Source organism: Candidatus Thermoplasmatota archaeon, assembly GCA_035540375.1.
Classification (GTDB): domain Archaea; phylum Thermoplasmatota; class SW-10-69-26; order JACQPN01; family JAJPHT01; genus DATLGO01.
Window position 1 is genome coordinate 1 of record DATLGO010000098.1, and the last position, 19,248, is coordinate 19,248.

Below are 19,248 nucleotides of genomic sequence, written 5' to 3' on the forward strand. Positions count from 1 at the left end.
GCCCCATGGGGCGAAGGGCCGGGATCCCGCAGGCGCGCGCCCCTGGGTGGCCGCCGCCGGACCCGGCCCGCCGTCGGCCCCGAGGGGCCGACGACCTCGTCACACATGCTTCGCGCCGGGCCGCACGTGGCGGATGTCCTGGCCGGCCTTGACGGCCGTCCAGATGGCGTACAGGCCCGCGAGGCCGATGAGCACGTAGAGCGTACGGCTGATCAGGCTGTCCACGCCGAAAAGCGCCGCGACCAGATTGAAGTCGAACAGGCCCACGAGGCCCCAGTTCAGGGCCCCGACGATCACGAGCACGAGCGCGATGAGGTCGACCGGATTCATGTGCCGTTCTGCCATGGTCCCGCCTTCGCGCGGCGAGCCGTCAAGAGGGTTCTGACCGGGTCGTCGGACGGCCGCCGCCGACCTCGCGGGGCGAAGGGCGGAACCGGCGGGTGCGGGGGAGGGCGTCGCCCCGCCGCGCGCACCCCCGCGCCCCGCCGCCGCGCGGCTGGGGGCAGGATGTCACCCGCCCGAGTCACGCGCGGACGTTCAAGAGGTCGGAGGAGGGCGTCTGTGCGAGACCCGTGGGCTGTTCCGCAAGTCCGGGCGCGTACGCTCCCCTCCGCGGCAAGGACAGGTTCCCCGGCAGCGCGCCGTGTCACCCCCGGTTGCACCCTGCGGTGACATATCCCGCGCGGGCACCGGAGCGGCGGGTTCGCCCCCGCCTGCGATGGAAACCACATACACGAGGCCGGGAAACCTTATGACACGTCAGTCCTTGTCAAGGTCGCCAGTCGCTGGCCACGCTCCCCCCGAGGGAAGGCGTGTGGGAGGCATCCATGGTCCGACGTCCGACGATCGCCCTCGTCGAGGGCGCGCACGTCACACGCCCGATTCTCCCGAGCGTCCACGACGGTGCCGCGAAACTCCGCGATCCCGCGGAGCGCCGCGCAAGAAAAGAGGTGGAAACGTGAAGAAATTCGTTGCAGCCATGCTAGTGGCCGTGATCGCTCTCGGGCTTGCCGCCCCCGCCGTCGCGCAGGTCCTGCCGACGGCGTCCCGCAACTATGTCTGGGAGGAGATCAACGAGCCCAACCGTCTGGCCCTGAATGCGAACATGAACCAGAGGAACAACCTCGACGTGATTCCGACGACGTGGACGCGCATTCTCGATGCGGTCTACGCGCCCCAGATCCCGGCGACGGCGTACTTCGCGGGTCCGGTCCGCATGTACGAGGCCGCGACGGGCGAGAACATGGAGCGGTCGGACATCATCCTGCCCGGAGCGTCGCTCAACTGGGCGCACTACGGGTTCTGGAACGACACCGACGGGGACGGCATCCTCGAGGCGCGCAACATCTGCTCCGCCAACACGGGCGGCTGCGTTCCCCGCAACGATGCGAACGGAACCAACGAGTGGGCGCGCGACCCTGCAGGTCTCCTCTCGGGCCCGATCGGTCCCGACAACGCGACCTACGGCGGCGAGATCGTGTCGTTCATCGAGCCCGGCATGCACAACGACATCTTCTCGAACTCGCGCCCCGGCCCCAACACCCCGGACTTCCGCTGGAGCTGGCTCCCGCCCGAGAACACGCGCCCCGGCCAGTGGAACTCGCCGTTCTACATGGTCTGGTACGACGGCTCGCTCTTCCAGAAGCTGACCTGGAAGACGCTCGTCAACGCGACCCTCACGCCCTCCGGCAACAGCGATCCGTTCGAGTGCACGGTCGCCACGAACTGTCTCCTGGACGTGGACGTGTACAGCGCGGTCGCCCCCGGCCCCGTCGAGGCGCTCTACGGTGCCACGCTCGCGCCGACCGTTAACTCGCTGCCCCCGGTGAACTTCGCGATCACGAACACGCCCACGCCGCCCGAGCCGGTCGTCGCCGCGCTCGAGCCCGTGAACTACGCGTTCGCGCCCTTCCCGGCCGAGTACGACGACCCGCGCAGCAGCGCGGGCCAGGTCGGCTATGAGAACTACACGCAGGACTACCACGCCTGGATGGACTTCACGTCGCGCTACATCGTGACGACCGGCGTCATCTCGGGCTACTACGAGAGCTTCGCCTTCGGCGGCCCGAAGGGCAACGACGCGTCGTCGCCCCCCGGCCTCTGGGGCGGCGCGCTCTACACCGGCGTGTGGAAGGACATCAACGGCGACGGCATCATCGGCGAGTACGTGAACGACGCCTGGCCCGAGAACGAGAACCCGGGCTCCGAGGACAACCGCTACTACTACGGTTGGAACATGGAGCCGAACAACTACAACGACGACACCGGCGAGTGGTTCGGCTTCTTCCCCGAGGGCTGCGACGGCGAAAACCTCACGAAGCGCGCCCAGATCACGCTGACCCCCGCGGGCGGCAGCTGGGGCACGGTGCCGGTCCTCGTGACGGACCCCTTCATGAACGACCCGACCGTCTGGTACCTCCCGGACGACCCCCAGGGCGTCATCAAGGGCACGGCGTCGTGCAACGAGAACGATCTCGCGATCGGCCTCTGGTTCGCCGACTTCAGCGTGTTCTTCCCGATCGGCAACGAAGTCGCCTTCGACATCAAGGTCGACCCGATCGTGATCAACTACAAGAAGGGCGCCGTGACGGTCAAGGACTCGGTGTGGGACGTCGACACCATCCTGCCGTTCGAGCCCGCGAACAAGGCCAACTGAAGGCTTCGTCGAACGCGCGGGGGCCCTCGCGCCCCCGCGCCCTCTCTTTTCTTCATTTCCTTCCGCGAGCGCGCGCGCCGCGTCGATCCCGCACGCGTGAGGCACGGCAGGGGACAAACCCCAAGCGTCCGGACGCTCGCCTCCTGAGCGTGGCCGCCATCGCTGCGCGCGCCGTCGTGAAGCGGTTCGGCGACGTCAAGGCGCTCGACGGCCTCGACATCGCGATCCCCGAAGGGGAACTCTACGGCCTCATCGGCCCGAACGGTTCGGGCAAGACCACGCTCATCCGCATCCTCACGGGCCTCGACCGGGCGACCGCGGGCGACGCGACGGTGCTCGGCGAGCGGCCCGGCGCGCGGGCGGCGGAGGTCGGCTACATGCCGCAGGAGGAGGCGCTCTACACGGACCTGTCCGTGCTCGAGAATCTCGAGTTCTTCGGCGGCCTCTACGACGCTCCGGTCGCCGAGCGCGCCCCGGTGCTATTGCGCCTCGTGCGTCTCTGGGACGATCGCGACCGTCCCGTCTCGACGCTTTCGGGCGGCATGCGGCGCCGCGTGAGCCTCGCGGTCTCGCTCCTGCACGAGCCGCGCGCGCTCTTCCTCGACGAGCCCACCGTCGGCGTGGATCCCCTGCTGAGGACCGAACTCTGGGGCCGCTTCAACGCGCTCGCGCGCGAAGGCGCCGCGCTCCTCATCACGACGCACCACCTCGAGGAGGCGAAACGCTGCGATCGCGTGGGCTTGCTGTGGAGGGGCCGCATCATCCGCGAAGGCGCCCCGGCGGCCCTCCTCCGCGAGACGGAGACCGACTCGCTCGAGGGCGCTTTCCTCGTGATCCTCCGGAGGCTCGGTCTTGAACGCTGAGCGCGCGCTCGTCGTCACGCGGCGCGTGCTGCGGCAGCTCGCGCGCGACAAGCGCACGGTCGCGATCCTGATCCTCCAGCCGCTCCTCATCATGGCCATCTTCGGCTACGCGTTCGGCGGCGACGTGACGGGCGCGCGGGTCGCCGTCGCGAACCTCGATCGCGGCACCCTCGCCTCGAAGGTCATGGAGCACCTCGACCACGAGGTCATTGCGGTCGTGCCCTTCGAAACCGAGCTCGCCGTGGAGCAGGCGGTGCGACGCCAGGAGGTGAGGATGGGGGTGGTCTTCCCCTTGAATTTCACGCGAAATCTCGAGGCCGGCGGAGGGGACCGGACGGCCTACCTCGTCATCTACAAGGACAACACCAATCCGTCGGTGACGGCGGCCGCCGAAGGCGAGTTCCTCGAAGCGTTCGCGGACGCGCTGGAGGAGGAGTTCGACACGCGCGGCGCATTTGACGTCGACGAACGGGTCGTGTTCGGGGGCGACGATCCGGAGAGCCTCGAATTCTTCGTGCCCGGCATCGCGGGCTTCACGATCTTCATCCTGAGCGCCTTTCTCACGGTCGTCGCCGTCGTGAAGGAGCGCACGATGGGCACGCTGAACCGCATCCTCGTCGCGCCGATCAAGCGCACGGAGGTCGTCCTCGGCTACACCATCGCGTTCGGCTCCTTCTCGGTGCTCCAGGCGCTTTTCGTCCTCGGCATCGCGACGTTCGTGTTCGGGATCCCGGTCCGGGGAAGCCTCGCGCTCGGCCTGATCGTGACGACCATCGTGGGGTTCATGGGCATGGGCCTCGGCATCCTCATCAGCGGCGTGGCCGAGAGCGAATACCAGGCCGTGCAGGCCGTGCAGCTCCTCGTCTTCCCTAACATGTTCCTCGCGGGCATCTTCACCCCTTTCGAGGCGCTTCCCGAGTTCATCCGGTGGGCGAGCGCCGTCGTGCCGCTCACCTACGCCGTGCGCACGCTGCGCGCCGTCATCAATCACGGAGCCGGGGTCGGAGGCGTCGCGGGCGACCTCGCGATCCTGCTCGTTTTCGCCGGCGTGTTCTTCGCGGCGGGCGCCTGGTCGTTCGGGCGTCAGCGCTGACGTCAAGCGCCCTTGCCGCGCCGGAGCCGCAACGCCTCGGGATGCCGCCACGCGAGCGCCGCGACGACCGCGAGGAGGAGCGCGCCGAGGACGAGCGTCCAGAGCCACGGGCTCTGCACGGCCTGCAGGATCGCGGGTTGCGCGGCGGGCGGCGGTAGGAGCTTCGGCTCGCCTTCCACGGGCGTCGTGCGGACGTTGCCGAAATCGTCGTTCCACTCCACCTCGACAATCGCGGATTCTGGTCGCGCTTCGCGGGCCCGCGACGTCGCGATCCGGAATCCGACGGGCTCGTTCGCCTCGAGGTCCTCGACGAGCTTGGGCTCGGTCGCCTCGTACGCCGTGCCCTCCGGCACGCGAACCCGTGGATTCCACGCGGATCCCGTGCCGACGTTCACGAGCGTTCCGGTGAGGACGAGGCCGTCGCCCGCCGTCTCCTCGCGCACCTCGAGCAGACGGAACTTGACCGACGGCGCGATGCGCGCCGCGAAGTCGAAGCGTTGCGAGCGCGCGACGCCGTCGACGACGTACGTCGCGGTGACGCTGAACGGGAAGACGTCGGGCGCCGCGAGACCGACGAGCACGCGTCCGTCGACCGCGACCTCCTGGCCGGGCGCGAGCGTCTCGTCGCGGAGGATGTCGCCGCCGTCCGCGGGGAACACGAGGTTCGTGGTGGTGGGGAAGCCGCCCGGAAAGGTCGTGGCCGGCGTGGCGCCCGCGGCGCCGGACTGACCCGTGGGGAACGTCGCGCCCGCGACGTCGAGGACGAGGCCGAGGTCCGCGATGCGCTCGTCCGACGGGTTCGAGACCAGGAACCGCAGCGTCTCCTCGGATCCGGCGGAGAGGGCGGGCGAGCGGTGCTCGATCCGCAGGATGTCGTCCTCGGGAGGGCCGACGAGGACCGCCACCTCCCGCACGGTGGTGCGCCGCGTTCCCCCGGCATCGTCGTACGTGAGCGTCACGATGAGCCGCGCCCCGCCGGGCGCCGATGGCGTCGCGAGCGTGACCCCCACGAGCTTGCTGCGGTCCTCCTCGATGGTGCCGAGATTCCGGATGCCGTCCGCGCCGACGAGGAGGACGCCCTGGCCCGGCGTCACCTCGGGCGCGGTGGTGAAGGCGGCCACGACGTTGCGCACTTCCCCCGGGCCCGCATTGTCCACCGCGAAGAGCACCGTCGCGCGCGACGAGGCGGGGATGCTCCCGAAAGGCGAGAACACCCGGAGATCGGGCCCGCCCGTCCGGTCGACGGGCACCTGGACGGGCACGACCGCGCCGCCGCCCGGCGTCTGGGCCGCGACCGACGCGAGCAAACCCGGTGCGATGAACACGAGCGCGAGGAGGGCGGCACGCGTTCGGGCGGACGGGGTGGCCCGGCGCATCGCTCGCGCTCGAAGGCCGCGGCGGATGAATCCTCCCGCCGCATGGACGGTTCCCCGTCCTGCTGCGCCCCTCGTCGACCGCCCGGCCGCGCCCGGCAGCGCGATCGGTGCATGTCGCGACGTTCATAGGGGAGCATGATCCATGGCGGTGAAACCAAGGAGCGCGCATGGCTGACGACGTACGGTCCGCGGGTCGGGTTCCACGCCTGCGCCGGAGCCTCTTCGGCGTCCCCGTTTCGGGCCTCGTCGTCACGATCCTCCTCGTGGCGGCGCTCGAGATTGTGAGCCGCTTCGTGACGGGGGAGCACGTCGGCGGCATCGTGGCCGTGCTCCTTCTCGCGGTCGCCTTCTCGGCCTTCGCGGGAGAGCGGCTCGGGGGTCTCGTGAGCGCCGGTCTCGTCATCCTGTACATGCTCGTGAGCCTCAGCTTCCGCCCGGGCCTCGACCACCTCGACGAGGCGGACATGCAGCGGCTCCTCGTCACCATCGCGACGGCGCCGACGATGGCCGTTCTCGTCGGCGGCCAACGGCGGCGGGTGCGCGTGCTCGAGGAGGAGCGGGCTCGCGAGGAGCGGGAGCGGGCCCTCCAGCGCGAGGCGCGGCTTGCGGAAGTGACGGCGCTCAAGAGCCAGCTCGAGACCATCCTCGAAGCCGCGGGCGAAGGCATCTACGGCCTCGACGCACAAAACCGGGTGACTTTCGCGAACCGCGCGGCCGCGCAGCTTCTCGGCTGCGCCCCATCCGACCTCGTCGGCCACCCGCTCGAAGCCGTCGCGGGCGAAGGGGCGACGGGCCCCCTGAACGGGCCCGTGACGTACCGGCGCGCCGACGGCTCGACGTTTCCGGCCGAGGTGACGGCGGCCCAGATCGAGCGCGACGGGGAGCGCGTGGGATGCGTCGTCGTATTCCGGGACATCACCGAACGGGTGCGCCTCACCAACCTCGTGACCGCGAAGGCCGCCGAACTCGAGCGTTCGAACGCGGACCTCCAGCAGTTCGCCTACGTCGCCTCCCACGATCTGCAGGAACCTCTCCGGATGGTCGCGAGCTACGTGCAGCTCATCGAGCGCCGCTACCGCGGCAAGCTCGACAAGGACGCGGACGAGTTCATCGAGTACGCGGTCGACGGAGCCCGGCGTCTCCAGGGGCTCATCAACGATCTTCTCTCTTATTCCCGCGTCGGTGGATCGAACGCCCCCTTCATGGAGGTGGATCTCGGGGCCACCGTCGATACGGTCCGCAGGCAGCTTGCGAAGACGCTCGAGGAGAAGGGCGCGAGGCTCGTCGTCGCGACGCCCCTGCCGACCGTCCGCGCCGACCCGTCCCAGATGGTCCAGATTCTCCAGAATCTCGTGGGGAACGGCCTCAAGTTCACGGCGCCCGGTCGAGCGCCGGAGGTTTCCGTCTCGGCGGAGCGCGACGAGGGCGCGTGGCGGATCGCGGTCCGCGACAACGGCATCGGTATCGACCCCGAGTACGCGGAACGCATCTTCGTCCTGTTCCAACGGCTCCACAGCCGCGAGACCTATCCGGGCTCCGGCATCGGCCTTGCGATCTGCAAGCGCATCGTGGAGCGCCACGGGGGGCGCATCTGGGTCGAATCCAAACCCGGCGAAGGCGCGACCTTTTTGTTCCTCCTCCCGGATCCATCAGGGGCCTGATAGCCATGGACCACGGCAAGCCGATCGAAATCCTCCTCGTGGAGGACAATCCGGGCGACGTGCGCCTCACCCGTGAGGCGCTCAAGGAGGGGAAGGTCGCGAACAACCTCCACGTCGCCGGGGACGGCGCCATGGCGCTCGAGATCCTCCACCGCAAGGGCGCCTACGCGAACGCGCCGAGGCCCGACCTCATCCTGCTCGATCTCAACCTGCCGAAGAAGAACGGCATCGAAGTCCTCTCCGAGATCAAGGCCGATCCCGACCTGCGTCGGATACCCGTCGTCATCCTCACGACGTCGCAAGCCGAGCAGGACATCGCGAAGACCTACAGCCTCCACGCGAACTGCTACATCACGAAGCCCGTCGATCTCAACCAGTTCATGACCGTCGTCCAGCAGATCGAATCCTTCTGGCTGAGCGTCGTCAAACTCCCCTCCTCGTGAGCGGAATGATCCGGATCCTGCTCGTCGAGGACAATCCCGGCGACGCGCGTCTCGTCCGCGCCGCGCTCGACGACGTGGCCGAAGGCGAGGCCTTCGCGCTCGAGCACGTGAAGACGCTCGGCGAGGCGATCGCGAGGCTCGAGCGCGGCCGGATCGACATCGTCCTCCTCGACCTGTCGCTGCCCGACAGCCAGGGCCTCGGAGGTCTCGCGCGCATCCAGAAGGCGGAGCCGACGGTGCCGGTCGTGATCCTCACGGGCCTCGTCGACGAATCCTCCGCGCTCGCCGCGATGCGCAGCGGCGCCCAGGACTATCTCGTGAAGGGCGCGCTCGACGGTCGGGCCCTCGCTCGTTCGGCCCGCTACGCGATCGAGCGGAAGCTCGCGTCCCTCGCGAGCCGCGAAGGCGGAGGTCTCGGCGCGCGCACGGAGATCCGCCGTCAGCTCGACATCCTCGAAGCCGAGCACAATCTGCTCATGAGCCTTCTCGGCGCGCGCGACCGGCCGGAGGCCGAGACCCGCATCGAACCCGGGGCGCTCGTCGCGGGGCGTTATCGTCTCGAGCGCCTCCTCGGGGAGGGGACCTACGGAAGCGCGTTCCTCGCGAAGGACGAATCCCTCGCGCGGCGCATCGTGCTCAAGGCCCTGCGGCCCGCCCTCGCGAACCGCGACGAGCAGGTGCGCGGATTCATGAAGGAGGCCCGTCTCGCGGCGAGCCTCGACCACCCGAACGTCGTGCGCATCCACGACTTCGGCACCGCCGGGTCCATCCCCTTCATCGTGATGGAGCACGTCGAGAAGGGCTCCCTCGCGGCGCGCCTCGGCGCCCCGATGGGGGCCGACGAGGCGACGCGCATCCTCCTCGAGGTCCTCGCCGGCCTCGCCCACATGCACGAGCGCGGCGTGCTGCACCGCGACCTCAAGCCCGCGAACATCCTCCTTGCGGCCGACGGCCGCGCGAAGATCGCGGATTTCGGCCTCGCGCTCGCGGCCGATCCCTCGGCGACGTACGTCGACCTCGACGGCCCCGACGACCCGCGCGCGGGCACGCCCGCGTACGCTTCGCCCGAGGCCGTCACGGGCGCGCCGTTCACGCCCGCAAGCGACGTCTTCTCGGCGGGCGCGATCCTCCACGAGTGCCTCGCGGGATCGCCGTGGTTCGCGGTGGACGGGCTCGACCGCGCGGGCCTGAGGCGCGCCATCCTCGAGGCGAAGCCGCGCGCGCTCCCGAAAAGCGTGGACCCCGCCCTCGCGCGCGTCGTCGCCCGGGCGCTCGAGAAGGACCCCCGACGCCGCTTCGCGACCGCGGCGGAGATGGCGGAGGCGCTGGGACAGGGGAAGAAGTAGCCGAGGCCTGAAGCCGCTTGCCTGTCGCGGCCTGCCGCCTGGTGCTTGTCACGGGCCCGAGGGGATCCGCGGAGTCACGCCTCCGCGGAGCGCCCGTGACCGCGACCGAGCGCAGCGAGGGAGCGGACCCGGGCAGATTCGAACCCTTGAAGAACAGCTCCGAACTCCGACGGCCTGAGGGCCGTCGTCGCCGCTCGTTGGCACTCGCGCTGCAGCCGCCCAATGCTTGTTACGGGCCCGAGGGGATTCGAACCCCTGAAGAACAGCTCCGAAGGCTGCCGCCTTATCCTGGCTAGGCTACGAGCCCCGCAGGCGGCGGAAAGGATCGCTCGCCTATAAGGGTCTCGGCCGCGGAGGGCCCTTTGGACAACGCCCGTTCGACAAGCGGTCTAAGCGCGCCCCGGGCGTCCTGGAACGCATGCGCTGCGATCTCTGCCACCGGTCGATCCGGGTGGAGGCCACGTCGCGCCTTCTCGCGACCGACCTCCACCTCCACGCGCTCTGCGCCGCCCGCCTCACGGCGAACGTCGCCGGGCACTGACCCTAAGGCCCGTACGAACCGGGTCCGGGGCCCGGGATGGCCTGGTTCCCCGCCTCGATCGCGCGGTTCCGCAAATATTCGATGTGGCTCTCGGCGCGCGTGATCGACTGCTCGACGGCCGTCTTCCACGCGGGGTCGCCCACGCGCTCGGCGACGGGCTTCATCGCGTTCGCCGCCACGTGGCCCGCGGATTCCATCCCGCAGAGGATCGCGAAGTCGCGCGCGTCCGCGTACGGCTTCTCGCCGCTCATGAAGATGCCCTTTCCGAGGAACGCGACGACCTCGTTCTTGATGTTCGTGACGCCGCCGGGGTCTCCGCCGTAACGTCTCGTGATCTCGGCGCCGGCCTCGTACTCCTCCTTCTCCTCCTGGGCGAAGCGCTTGAGCGTGGACTTCGCGGCCGGGTCGCTCACGCGCTCGCTCACCATCTCGTAGGCCCGCATGAGCGCCTTGCGTCCCGCGAGGCCGTCCTGCAGAGCCTTCGCGAGCTTCTCGCGATGCTCGTCGGGCAGGCGCGCGTGCGGCGTGGTTCCGGGTGCTTCGGCCATGGCGGTAGGCCGCGCGCGCCCCCGGCATGAGCCCTTTCGCGGTCGCCTCGATGGCTCACTCGTACAGGCGATCGATCGAGGCCATGAGAGCCTGGTGGTCGAGGCCGCCCGGGGCGTCCGCGAGCGCGCCGAGGGCCGCGCCCAGGAACAGCGCGGTTTCGGCCTCCGACTCCGCGGCCGTGACGCAGGGGATCGCGTCGAAGATTACGGCGGCGAGACGTTCGCGGCCCGAGGCGTCGAAAAGGTGGATCGAGAACCGGGCGAGCCGCCGCTCCCAATGGAGGCCCACGAAGGCGGGATCGAAGCCGGTCTCGATCCAGACCTTGATCTCGATCTCGGTCGCCGCGCGGTCGTGGAGCAGGTGCGCGAACCGCGCGGCGCGCAGAATGCTCGCGGCCTTCGCGGCGAGACCGCGCTCGCAATCGTCCCGGACCTCGCGGGGGATGTCCGTCATCCATTCGACCCGGAAGGGGCTCGCGAGAAAGGCGTCGCCCTTGAACGCTTCGAGCATCGCGAGTCGTTGCTCGACCGCGCGGTGCCTAACCGCGTCGCGGACGGACGGCTGACGGAACCGCGGCGGGTCCGGGTTTCAAGCACGAGGAGCGCAGCCGTGTCGCCGCGTCGTCGATCGACCCGATCTCGCTCATCGCTTCGACGGGGTGCCCTTGATCGCGACACCCTCGGGCCACGTCTTGTGGGCCGTGATGGTCACGTGCGTGTCCATCTCGTAGTCGAAGCAGGAGCCGAGCAGGCAGTAGATCTGGATCGGCTGGCCGGCCGCATTGTCGAACACGACGGGATAGAAGCGCCATGCGCTCTCCTCGGCGTAGAACCCGTCGCCCATCTTCATCTCCACGGGGATGGCGTAGGTGAACGTCTTGCCGTCGCCGCTCAGGCGCTCCGCCGGCCGGTAGCGGAAGGTGTCGGCGCTGCGATAGTAGAGCTGCAGCTCGTTCGGCTGCTGCGCGGGGTTCGTGGGTCGGAACGCCTTGAGCTCGACCGTGACGGTGAGCAGCTGCGCCTCCATCGGGACGAGCTTCTGGGGAACGATGCCCGGCGGATCGTTCTTCTTCGCGACGTAGTTCTGGGTTCCCGCCGCGGCCGTGTCCGCCTTGATCGTGGCGTCCTCGTCGTGGATGACGAGCGTCTCGAGCCCCTCGAACTGGTCGGGGTGGCCGGGGAACTTCTCGATGTCGCGCATCTTCACGATGTCGATCTTCACGTTCACGGGCCCGTGGGCGAGGCCCGCGCCCGAAGGCGCGCCGCCTTCGAGGACGAAGAACCATCGGGACGACGACGAGTGCGGCATGTCGACCATCTCGGGCGTGACCTCGATCGGGTGCGTCTGCTTGTTCGCGAGGGCGATGGGCGGGCTGAGCTGGGGGCTCGCCGCATGACGGTAGCGCAGCGTCAGGCCCGTGACGGTGGCGGTGTCCCACGAGGCGGTGAACTCGAGGACGCCGGTGCCTTCGTACACCGTCGCTCCGTCGGGAAGGTTCAGGAACGCGCCGCCGAGCCCGGGGCGGGTCTCGAAGAAGAGCGTGAAGAACGTGGTCCATGACGCGACGGAGGTGTCGACGACGCCGTCGAACAGCGTGACGCGCTCCTGCCCCTTCCAGTAGTCGTGCATGTGCGGCATCTGGTCGAGGCTCGCGTTCCTGGGCGTGACGCCGTCGTCCGTCAGGTTCACGTCGTCCGCGAGGTCGGGCGTGCGCGTGTCGTTCGTCGCGGGCGGCGGGACGTCCGAGGCGCCGCCGCCGAGGCAGCCCGAGAGGGCGCCGGCGACGAGCAGGGCGAGCGTGGCGAGGGCGAAGGTCCGCGGCAGCATGGTCGAGGCCTCGGCCGGTAGGCCTCGCGTGGGGTTATAAATCGTGTGGAGGGATCGTTGTCGGTTCCGGCGCGCCCGCGCGAACCGTCAACTTCCCGAGGGCCAGGCGTTCTTGTCGACCTTCGCCGTGTAGGCGTAGGCCGTGAACTTGCCCGAGACCGAGGAGTCGAAGCAGTTCACGCGGCAGTCGATGAACGTCCCGCCGACGCGCTCGTCGATCGTGGGAAGGAAGCGCCACAGGCTCTCCTTCGCGTAGTAGGAGTCGCCCTGCTTCGGCTCGACGTCGATCTTCCAGAGGTAGACGTTGCCCTCCGCCGAGAGGAGCCTGGCCGGTCGGAAGCGGAAGGCCGAGTCGGCGGGGCGGTAGTGGAGCTCCACCTTCTTCGTGTCGGCGACCGGGTTCTGCGTCGTGGCGCCCGTAATCTCGCCGCGCACGAGGATCGTGATGGTCTCCTTCGGGATGACGTGGTCCGGGGCGAAGCTATCGTCCGCGGGAGGCGTGCCGCTCACGCCGCCGACGAGGCTGCCCATGACGCCCGCGCGCTTCACCGTGTGCTCGGCGTCCATCACAAGCAGGTGGTGCGCGCCCGCGAAGAAATCGGGATGCGCCGGGAAGAGCTCGATCGCGTCCATGCGGACGATGTCGATCTTGACGTGGACGAGGCCCTCGGCGACGCCGGGCGAGCCGTTCGCGCCCGCGACGAGGTTGAACGCCCAGCGGGAGGACGAGGCGTGCGGTTCGTCGGTCATCTCGGGCGTGACCTCGATGACGATCGTCTTCTTGTTCTCGACCGGCGCGAGGTCGCTGAACTGCGGCGCGGCGGACGTGCGGTAACGGTAGGAGAGCGAGGTGATGGTGCTGTCGTCCCAGCTGAACGTGACCTCGACGAGGCCCGTGCCTTCGAAGACGATCGCCCCGTCGGGGAGCTGGATGAAGGTGCCGCCGAGGCTCGGGTTGCGGGAGGCGAGGTTCCAGAACGTCTGCTGGCTCAGGATCGAGACCTTCGCCTCGTCGTCGAGCAGCGTGATGCGCTCCTTGCCCTCCCAGTAGTCGTGGTTGTGCGGCATCTGGTCGAGGCTCGCGTTGCGCGGCGTGACGCCGTTGTCCGTGTTGTTCACGAGGTCGAGCGGCGATTCGCCGTCGCCTCCGGTCTCGTTGGTGGCCGCGGGGCCGGCGGACTTCGGGTCCCCGAGGCAGCCGGCAAGGGACGCGCCGGTGAAGGCGAGGACCGCGAGGACGGCGAGGAGACGCTGGGACATGGGGACGACCGCTCCCAAGCTCGCGGGACGGTATATAAAAAGTGTGGATGGGTCGATGCCCATCGACAGACGCGCCCGGGGGGATTCGAACCCCCGATCCCCGGCTTAGGAGGCCGGTGCCTTATCCGGGCTAGGCTACGAGCGCAACGTGGCGGGGATTCCGTCTCGGTTCAATGACCTTTCGGTCGACCCTCAGCCGTACATGTCCTGCAGGTCGCCGCCGCGCCGGTCGCGCTCCGGGCCCGCGAGGCCGCGCCGCCGGGCGCGGGCCGCTTCCGACGCGCGGCGCGCCGCCTCGCGGCGCAGCGACTCCGCTTCCGATTCGAGGGCCGCGAGCGCGGCGACGGCCGCGCGCCGGTCCGCGCCGCGCGAGGCCGCCTCGATCCGGTCGAGGAGCGCCCGGCGACGTTCGCGCGCGTGCTCGGACGTCGCGGGGTCGGCGAGGGGGCGGCGCGCGCGGGCGCGGGCAGCTTCGAGGCGCTCGGCCTCGTCGAGCCGCGCCTCGACGTCGTCGAGCGCCGCGGCGCAGGCGTCCGGATCCGGCACCGCGGCCGAGCGGAGGTCCGGCACCGGGACGGGCGCGACGCCGAGCTTCGCGGCGCGCGCGAGCGCGGCGCGGTAGCGGGCCTGGTTGCGGCCTTCGCGCGCCGCCCGTCGGCGCAGGTCCTCGGCCGCGCCGACCGCGCGCGCGAGGTCCGGAAACGCGACCCGAGCGAACGGCTCGAAGTCGAGGGCGACGAGCCGCTCCCGCGCCCCGGCCGCGACGGCGCGCGCCTCCGCGAGCGCCGCCTCGATCGCGCGCGCCGCGCGCTCGGCGGCCTCCATCTCGCGGATCTCGCGGTCGATCTCGCCCACGTCGAGGCCCGGCGGCGGATCGGCGATCACCTCGACGATCCAGCCGCGGGCGAGCACCGCGCGCCGCAGCTCGTCGAGCCGCGCGAAGGCGGCCTCGCGGCGAAGCTCCAGGTAAACCTCGTGCGCGCGCTTCGGGTCGCTCGCTTCGAGCGCCGCGAGCGCGTCCACGCGCCCGCCAGAGGCCTCCGGGCCGACGCCGTAGCCGCGGAGGATCTCCTTCAGGCGACCGGCGAGCTGGCCCACGCCCCGTCGAGGCGCGTCCCGGCATAAATTCAATGGGGCGCCCGCCGCTCGGGGCGCGATGCCGGAGTACCGCGCGGGCACCGTCGAGGCGCGCATCCTCGAGTTCCTGCTCGACCGCGAGAGCGCGACGCGCCGCGCCGTCGAGACCGCGCTGCGTCTGAGGCCCGCGGAGGCGGACCTCGCGCTGAAGCGCCTCGCGGCGCATGGCGTCCTCACGGTCCAGACGCTCGGCGCGGAGACGTACCTCGCGCTCTCGGGCGCGCCCTTCACGCTCGCGGGGCGCCTGCGCCGGCCGAAGCCGCCGCCTCCGCCGCCGAGGCCCGAGGACGACCCGGCGTTCCTGTGAAGGGCGCCATTGACGGACGGAGGCTGGCGGCGAAGCCGATCAGCCTTTCTTCGCGCCGACGACGAGCGACCATCGGATCGTCTCGGGGGCGCTCGCGGGAACGCCTCGCATGTCGCTCGCCACGATGCAGACGCCGAGCTGATGTCCCTGTACGGGCGAGAACTCGATGGTCAACGGACTTCCTCCCGTGGCGGACACAAATTCACGGCAAGGGTAATTGCCGTAGGGTGCGATAGCCATCTGATAGGTCGCACCGCTCGCCCACTCAGCCCTGAACGTCAGATTTGTTTCATTCCCTTTCGTGGTCCAGATCTTGACCATGATCACTCTCTCGCCCAGAGCTGTGCGATACGTTGGCCCGATCTCGGCGGTTCCATTATTCCGTAGGTAAACGACAGAGCCCTCGCTCTGATCGGGCATCTCAGCGGTCGGCGAAATGCAGCCACTGATCAACAATGCCAAGCAGAAAGTGTAGGGGATGGGGCGCTCCATCAGCAACCCCCAGATGTGAGTACCACCAGAACCGCGTCAGCATTCCCTGACATGACTGCCTCCTGCAATTCGTCGATCGTCGCATGGTCGCAGTTCGTAGGAGTGCCCCCACAGAGCGGGTCAACCTCAGAAGTGATTACGGACTTGAGCGGTTGGAATCCCCCGATATTTCCGATGCAAGCGCGCCAAGCGCCGTCATATTTGCCTTTTGAATTGGCACTTGCAGCCGCAGCGAGATTGAGAGCTGTGGGTCGGCATGGCGTATTCGGAACGCAGTATCCGATCCCCGGGGCTGAGCCGCATTCGGTGTTGTCGCCCCTGTTTTCGCACATCACCCAAGCGGGTGTGTAGACGACTACATCTCCCGTCCAAAATGCTTTCGCAATCACCGTGCAAAGACAGTCTGAGACGTTGACGTCGAGGTAATGGATGTATCCGCTCTCGAAGGCGAATACGCCATCGCAGGCCGCAGGAATGTTCATTCCGCATGCTTTGACCCATGTGATGGGTTCCGCCTTGACTTCGCCTGACGGGACAATGAAAGCGCCGAATAGCATGAGCGCTACGCCAACGACCAACTTCATAAATTCCGAAATGCTGTATATATATATCTTCTGAAGGCGGTTATGAAAGGTTGATCCTTGAGGGCCGAGCCGAGGCATCGCCCTGCCCTCATAGCATGCTTTGAACCTCCATCGTTCCCTCCACATCACCTTCATGACGCCAGGGGGCCCTCGCGGCGCGATGACCTCCGCCGACCTCGTCGTCCGCGTGAAGCGCCTCACGAGCGCGGCGACGCTCCCCGCGAAGGCGCACCCCTCCGACGCCTGCTGGGACCTCCATGCTTCCGAGGCCGCGAGCATCCCGCGCGGCGGGACGGTCGCGGTCCCGACCGGGCTCGTGCTCGAGGTGCCGGAGGGCTGGGGCGCGTTCGTGGAGCCGCGAAGCGGCCTCGCGCTCAAGAACGGGCTCGACGCTTTCGGCGGCGTCATCGACGCGGGCTACCGCGGCGAGGTCAAGGTCATCCTCCACAACGCCGGCGCCGCGGACTTCCACGTGAAGCCCGGCGATCGCATCGCGCAGCTCGCGCTGCGCGCGATCCCTCGCGTCCGGTTCGTCGAGGCCCTCGAGCTCACGGCCTCGGAGCGCGGCGCGGGCGGCTTCGGCTCGACGGGCGTCGGGAGGCCGCTCTGATGGGCCTCCCGTGCCTCGAGCGCGGCTGCTCGAAGTGCTGCTGGGAGACCGAGATGCTCCTCACGGAGGAGGACATCGCGCGGCTCGAAGCGAAGGGACACGCCCGCGAGCGCTTCGTCGAGATCGACGGCGAGGGCTTCGCGAGCCTCCGGAACGTCCCCGCGGCGGCGCCCGACGAGGGTCACCACTGCGTCTTCCTCACGAAGACCGGCGGCGCGCCCGAGGGAGCCGATCCCGACCACAAGCCGGGGTGGACGTGCGGGGTCTACGCCGACCGTCCGCAGGGATGCCGCCACTACCCCCTCGCGCTCACGCCCGAGGGCCGGATGGTCCGCGACGACGAGTGCCCCCACCGGGCCGCGTTCTCGATCCCCCCCGACGGGCAGCGCCGCCTGCGGGCGCTCTACAACGTCGTCCTCAAGGAAGCGGGCCGCCGCGCGAAGTAGAACCTTCAAGCCCGGTGGCGCGTCTCCGGGCGCGTGGCCGACGCCCTCGCGTTGAACGCCGCCGTCGCGCTCGCCGTCGCGACCTTCGGCTTCTCGCTCGCGCTCCTTGCCGTGTCGCTCCTGTCCTATGCGCGCCTCCGCTCCGCGAAGATGCTCGCCGCGGGCGGCGCCTTCGCGGTCCTCGCCGTCGCGGGCGGGCTCTCGACGTGGCGCGCGGTCGTCGCGCGCGAGGCCGACCTCGCCGCCGTGGGCCTCGACTTCCTCGTCCTCGGATTCCTGTATCTCAGCGTCGCGTTGAGGTGAGCCATGCCGGAGGAGACGGCCGACGCCCTCGCCCTGGAGACGCGCCGTCGCATCTACCAGCACGTCGAGCGCGTGCCCGGCTCCCACATGCGCGAGCTGCACCGCGATCTCGCGATCCCCATGGGGACGCTCGAGTACCACCTGCACTACCTCGTGAAGGCGGGCCTCCTCGCGACGCGCGAGGACGCCCGCTACACGCGTTATTTCACGAGCGGCGGACTCGGCCGCGCCGAGAAGGACGTGCTCGCGCTCCTGAGGCAGAAGGTCCCGCGCCAGATCGCGGCGCACCTTCTCCTCTCTCCCGGCGCGAGCCACGGCGAGATCCTGGCGCGCTTCGAGCTATCCGCCTCGACGCTGTCGTTCCATCTGAAGAAGCTCGTGGAGCGCGGCCTCGCAAAGGTCGAGAAGTCGGGCCGGGAGAACCGCTACACGATCGCCGACCCGGACCTTGTCGCGAAGGTGCTCGTCGCGCACCGCTCGACCTTCCTCGACGACGTCGTCGACCGGTTCGCCGAGGTCTGGATGGGCCTCGAGCCGAGGCCCGCCAAGACCGGAGGGACGGGCGGCGGCCTCGACCGGCTGCACGTGTTCGTCGCGGCGCTCTTCGGCGCCGCGTGATCACGCCTTCGGGCGGCGGAAGAGCACCAGCGTGCCGACGCCGAGGATGAGCGCGCCCGCGACGAGGCCGACCACGACGCTCGGCGGAGCCTCGCGGATGAGGCCCTCGAGCGAGAGGACGTGGACGCTGTAGTGCGGCACGGACGCGATGAGCTGGTAGCCTTCGGTGTCGCTCACGAGCCAGGCCTCGGGGATGAGGCCGTCGTCGTCCGGGTTGAGGACATCCGTGAGGTTCGAGGCGAGGGTCATGGGCGCGCCGTCGAACGTGAGGCGGAGGTTCTCGATGGATGCGTTCCCCACGAGGGCCGGATCGACCCGGAAGACGAGGACGCGCCCGTCGAAACCGTGGCCGTCGATGGTGAACGTGACCTTGCCGTCGCCCGTCGTCGTCGCGACGGTCACGTTGCGGTAGCTCACGACGTCGTTGCGGACGGCGCCGTTCTCCTTCACGACGGCGACCTCGGCGCCGAGCCGCTTGTCGGCGAGCGCGCCCGCGATCTGGCTTTCCGCCGGGTCGAGGTGCTCGGAAGGGCGCCCGAGCGTGGAGAACGTGAAGCCGCCCTCGGCGGAGACGACGTCGCCTTGCACGTCGAGGCCGTCGCCGCGCGCGGTGAGGATCGCGGTGTGGTGCTCGGTCGAGAGGCGGACCCCGTTCTCGAGCGCGTGGATCGAAACGCCGGCCGCGAGCTTGAGCGACGCGACGCCGTCCGTCCTCACGACGAGCTGCCCCTTCGGGCGGTCGTGGGCCTTGAGCGAGTACCGCGCGGTCTCGACGTCGATCGACGCGCCGCGCGCAGCCGTGCCGCGGCTTTCGCGGGCGTCGTGGCGCGAGCCGTCGATCGCCACGTCGAACCACGGCGTCGACCCGACGGCGTAGCCGGTGATGCCGGCATCGGTCCAGTTGAAGCGGACGAATTCGCCCGTGACGTTCCGGTCGCCCGGCGCGGTCGAGAACTCGCCGAGCCAGGGCTTCGGGCGGGTCTCCCGGTCCGCCTTGCGCGGGCGGTCGTCGTCCCGGTCGTCGTCGTCCTTGTGGTCCCGCGCCTGGGCGACGGGGGCGAGGAGGGCGACGGCGAGGAGGAGGGCGACGAGGGCGCGGACGGACATGCGGGCTTCCTGGCCGATTTTCCCTTTCG

General features: G+C 69.7%; 22 protein-coding genes and 2 tRNA genes. 13 read left to right on the forward strand and 11 right to left on the reverse strand.

The features are described 5' to 3' along the window. Window positions 1-99: 99 nt before the first annotated feature. Window positions 100-345: a DUF378 domain-containing protein gene (locus VM889_11375; protein ID HVL49150.1), complete on the reverse strand. Its 246-nt coding sequence runs from the start codon at window positions 343-345 to the stop codon at window positions 100-102. Window positions 346-827: 482 nt separating this feature from the next. Here VM889_11375 and VM889_11380 point away from each other — a divergent pair, with 482 nt between their 5' ends. The 4 genes from VM889_11380 (at window position 828) to VM889_11395 (ending at window position 4,612) form a co-directional block, all read left to right on the forward strand. Then, on the forward strand, window positions 828-962 hold the full coding sequence (locus VM889_11380; protein ID HVL49151.1) for a hypothetical protein: 135 nt from the start codon (window positions 828-830) through the stop codon (window positions 960-962). Further along, complete coding sequence (locus VM889_11385; protein HVL49152.1) at window positions 959-2,656, forward strand: hypothetical protein; 1,698 nt, start codon at window positions 959-961, stop codon at window positions 2,654-2,656. The genes VM889_11380 and VM889_11385 overlap by 4 nt, the downstream gene beginning before the upstream one ends. A gap of 149 nt (window positions 2,657-2,805) precedes the next feature. Beyond that, window positions 2,806-3,519 carry an ABC transporter ATP-binding protein gene (locus VM889_11390; GenBank protein HVL49153.1) on the forward strand — a complete coding sequence of 238 codons (714 nt, stop codon included), beginning with the start codon at window positions 2,806-2,808 and terminating at the stop codon, window positions 3,517-3,519. Beyond that, window positions 3,509-4,612: an ABC transporter permease gene (locus VM889_11395; GenBank protein HVL49154.1), complete on the forward strand. Its 1,104-nt coding sequence runs from the start codon at window positions 3,509-3,511 to the stop codon at window positions 4,610-4,612. The genes VM889_11390 and VM889_11395 overlap by 11 nt, the downstream gene beginning before the upstream one ends. A 2-nt stretch (window positions 4,613-4,614) precedes the next feature. Here VM889_11395 and VM889_11400 read toward each other — a convergent pair whose 3' ends face one another. Continuing rightward, window positions 4,615-5,988, reverse strand: coding sequence for a hypothetical protein (locus VM889_11400; GenBank protein ID HVL49155.1), 1,374 nt, complete (start codon window positions 5,986-5,988; stop codon window positions 4,615-4,617). 167 nt (window positions 5,989-6,155) lie between these two features. Here VM889_11400 and VM889_11405 point away from each other — a divergent pair, with 167 nt between their 5' ends. Genes VM889_11405 through VM889_11415 form a run of 3 tightly spaced genes read left to right on the forward strand, consistent with a single transcriptional unit; the run spans window position 6,156 to window position 9,438 of the window. Beyond that, a complete protein-coding gene (locus VM889_11405) occupies window positions 6,156-7,649 on the forward strand; it encodes an ATP-binding protein (GenBank protein HVL49156.1) in 1,494 nt (497 codons plus the stop codon). Window positions 7,650-7,654: 5 nt separating this feature from the next. Beyond that, window positions 7,655-8,092 (forward strand): response regulator, encoded by a 438-nt coding sequence (locus VM889_11410; protein HVL49157.1) that lies wholly within the window; start codon window positions 7,655-7,657, stop codon window positions 8,090-8,092. A gap of 5 nt (window positions 8,093-8,097) precedes the next feature. Next, the gene (locus VM889_11415) at window positions 8,098-9,438 is read left to right on the forward strand and encodes a protein kinase (GenBank protein ID HVL49158.1); all 1,341 of its coding nucleotides are present in this window, start codon (window positions 8,098-8,100) and stop codon (window positions 9,436-9,438) included. A 232-nt stretch (window positions 9,439-9,670) separates the two neighbouring features. Here the strand turns inward: VM889_11415 and VM889_11420 are convergent. Next, a tRNA-Arg gene (locus VM889_11420) sits at window positions 9,671-9,745 on the reverse strand. 111 nt (window positions 9,746-9,856) lie between these two features. Here VM889_11420 and VM889_11425 point away from each other — a divergent pair. Further along, window positions 9,857-9,979 carry a hypothetical protein gene (locus tag VM889_11425; protein HVL49159.1) on the forward strand — a complete coding sequence of 41 codons (123 nt, stop codon included), beginning with the start codon at window positions 9,857-9,859 and terminating at the stop codon, window positions 9,977-9,979. Window positions 9,980-9,981: 2 nt separating this feature from the next. Here the strand turns inward: VM889_11425 and VM889_11430 are convergent, their stop codons facing one another. From VM889_11430 to VM889_11455, 6 genes are all read right to left on the reverse strand, one after another. Then, complete coding sequence (locus tag VM889_11430) at window positions 9,982-10,527, reverse strand: hypothetical protein (protein ID HVL49160.1); 546 nt, start codon at window positions 10,525-10,527, stop codon at window positions 9,982-9,984. 55 nt (window positions 10,528-10,582) lie between these two features. Beyond that, a complete protein-coding gene (locus tag VM889_11435; protein ID HVL49161.1) occupies window positions 10,583-11,038 on the reverse strand; it encodes a hypothetical protein in 456 nt (151 codons plus the stop codon). 132 nt (window positions 11,039-11,170) lie between these two features. Next, window positions 11,171-12,355: a hypothetical protein gene (locus tag VM889_11440; GenBank protein ID HVL49162.1), complete on the reverse strand. Its 1,185-nt coding sequence runs from the start codon at window positions 12,353-12,355 to the stop codon at window positions 11,171-11,173. Window positions 12,356-12,442: 87 nt separating this feature from the next. Next, window positions 12,443-13,615 carry a hypothetical protein gene (locus tag VM889_11445; GenBank protein ID HVL49163.1) on the reverse strand — a complete coding sequence of 391 codons (1,173 nt, stop codon included), beginning with the start codon at window positions 13,613-13,615 and terminating at the stop codon, window positions 12,443-12,445. 70 nt (window positions 13,616-13,685) lie between these two features. Beyond that, window positions 13,686-13,760, reverse strand: a tRNA-Arg gene (locus tag VM889_11450). A gap of 47 nt (window positions 13,761-13,807) precedes the next feature. Then, complete coding sequence (locus VM889_11455) at window positions 13,808-14,713, reverse strand: hypothetical protein (GenBank protein HVL49164.1); 906 nt, start codon at window positions 14,711-14,713, stop codon at window positions 13,808-13,810. A 58-nt stretch (window positions 14,714-14,771) separates the two neighbouring features. Here VM889_11455 and VM889_11460 point away from each other — a divergent pair, with 58 nt between their 5' ends. Continuing rightward, a complete protein-coding gene (locus VM889_11460; protein HVL49165.1) occupies window positions 14,772-15,059 on the forward strand; it encodes a hypothetical protein in 288 nt (95 codons plus the stop codon). 39 nt (window positions 15,060-15,098) lie between these two features. On the opposite strand, the gene VM889_11465 is transcribed toward VM889_11460, so the two are convergent. Continuing rightward, window positions 15,099-15,233, reverse strand: a complete 135-nt coding sequence (locus tag VM889_11465; GenBank protein HVL49166.1) for a hypothetical protein — start codon at window positions 15,231-15,233, stop codon at window positions 15,099-15,101. Window positions 15,234-16,295: 1,062 nt separating this feature from the next. Between VM889_11465 and dut the strand changes: the two genes are divergently transcribed. Genes dut through VM889_11485 form a run of 4 tightly spaced genes read left to right on the forward strand, consistent with a single transcriptional unit; the run spans window position 16,296 to window position 18,112 of the window. Next, entirely contained in the window at window positions 16,296-16,745 is a 450-nt protein-coding gene (gene dut / locus VM889_11470) for a dUTP diphosphatase (GenBank protein ID HVL49167.1), read from the forward strand. Beyond that, window positions 16,745-17,191: a YkgJ family cysteine cluster protein gene (locus VM889_11475; protein ID HVL49168.1), complete on the forward strand. Its 447-nt coding sequence runs from the start codon at window positions 16,745-16,747 to the stop codon at window positions 17,189-17,191. Before dut ends, VM889_11475 begins: the two co-directional genes overlap by 1 nt. Before the next feature lie 33 nt (window positions 17,192-17,224). Continuing rightward, window positions 17,225-17,494, forward strand: coding sequence for a hypothetical protein (locus VM889_11480; GenBank protein ID HVL49169.1), 270 nt, complete (start codon window positions 17,225-17,227; stop codon window positions 17,492-17,494). Between the two features lie 3 nt (window positions 17,495-17,497). Then, the gene (locus VM889_11485) at window positions 17,498-18,112 is read left to right on the forward strand and encodes a helix-turn-helix domain-containing protein (protein HVL49170.1); all 615 of its coding nucleotides are present in this window, start codon (window positions 17,498-17,500) and stop codon (window positions 18,110-18,112) included. On the opposite strand, the gene VM889_11490 is transcribed toward VM889_11485, so the two are convergent. Next, window positions 18,113-19,219: a hypothetical protein gene (locus VM889_11490; GenBank protein ID HVL49171.1), complete on the reverse strand. Its 1,107-nt coding sequence runs from the start codon at window positions 19,217-19,219 to the stop codon at window positions 18,113-18,115. Window positions 19,220-19,248: the final 29 nt, after the last annotated feature.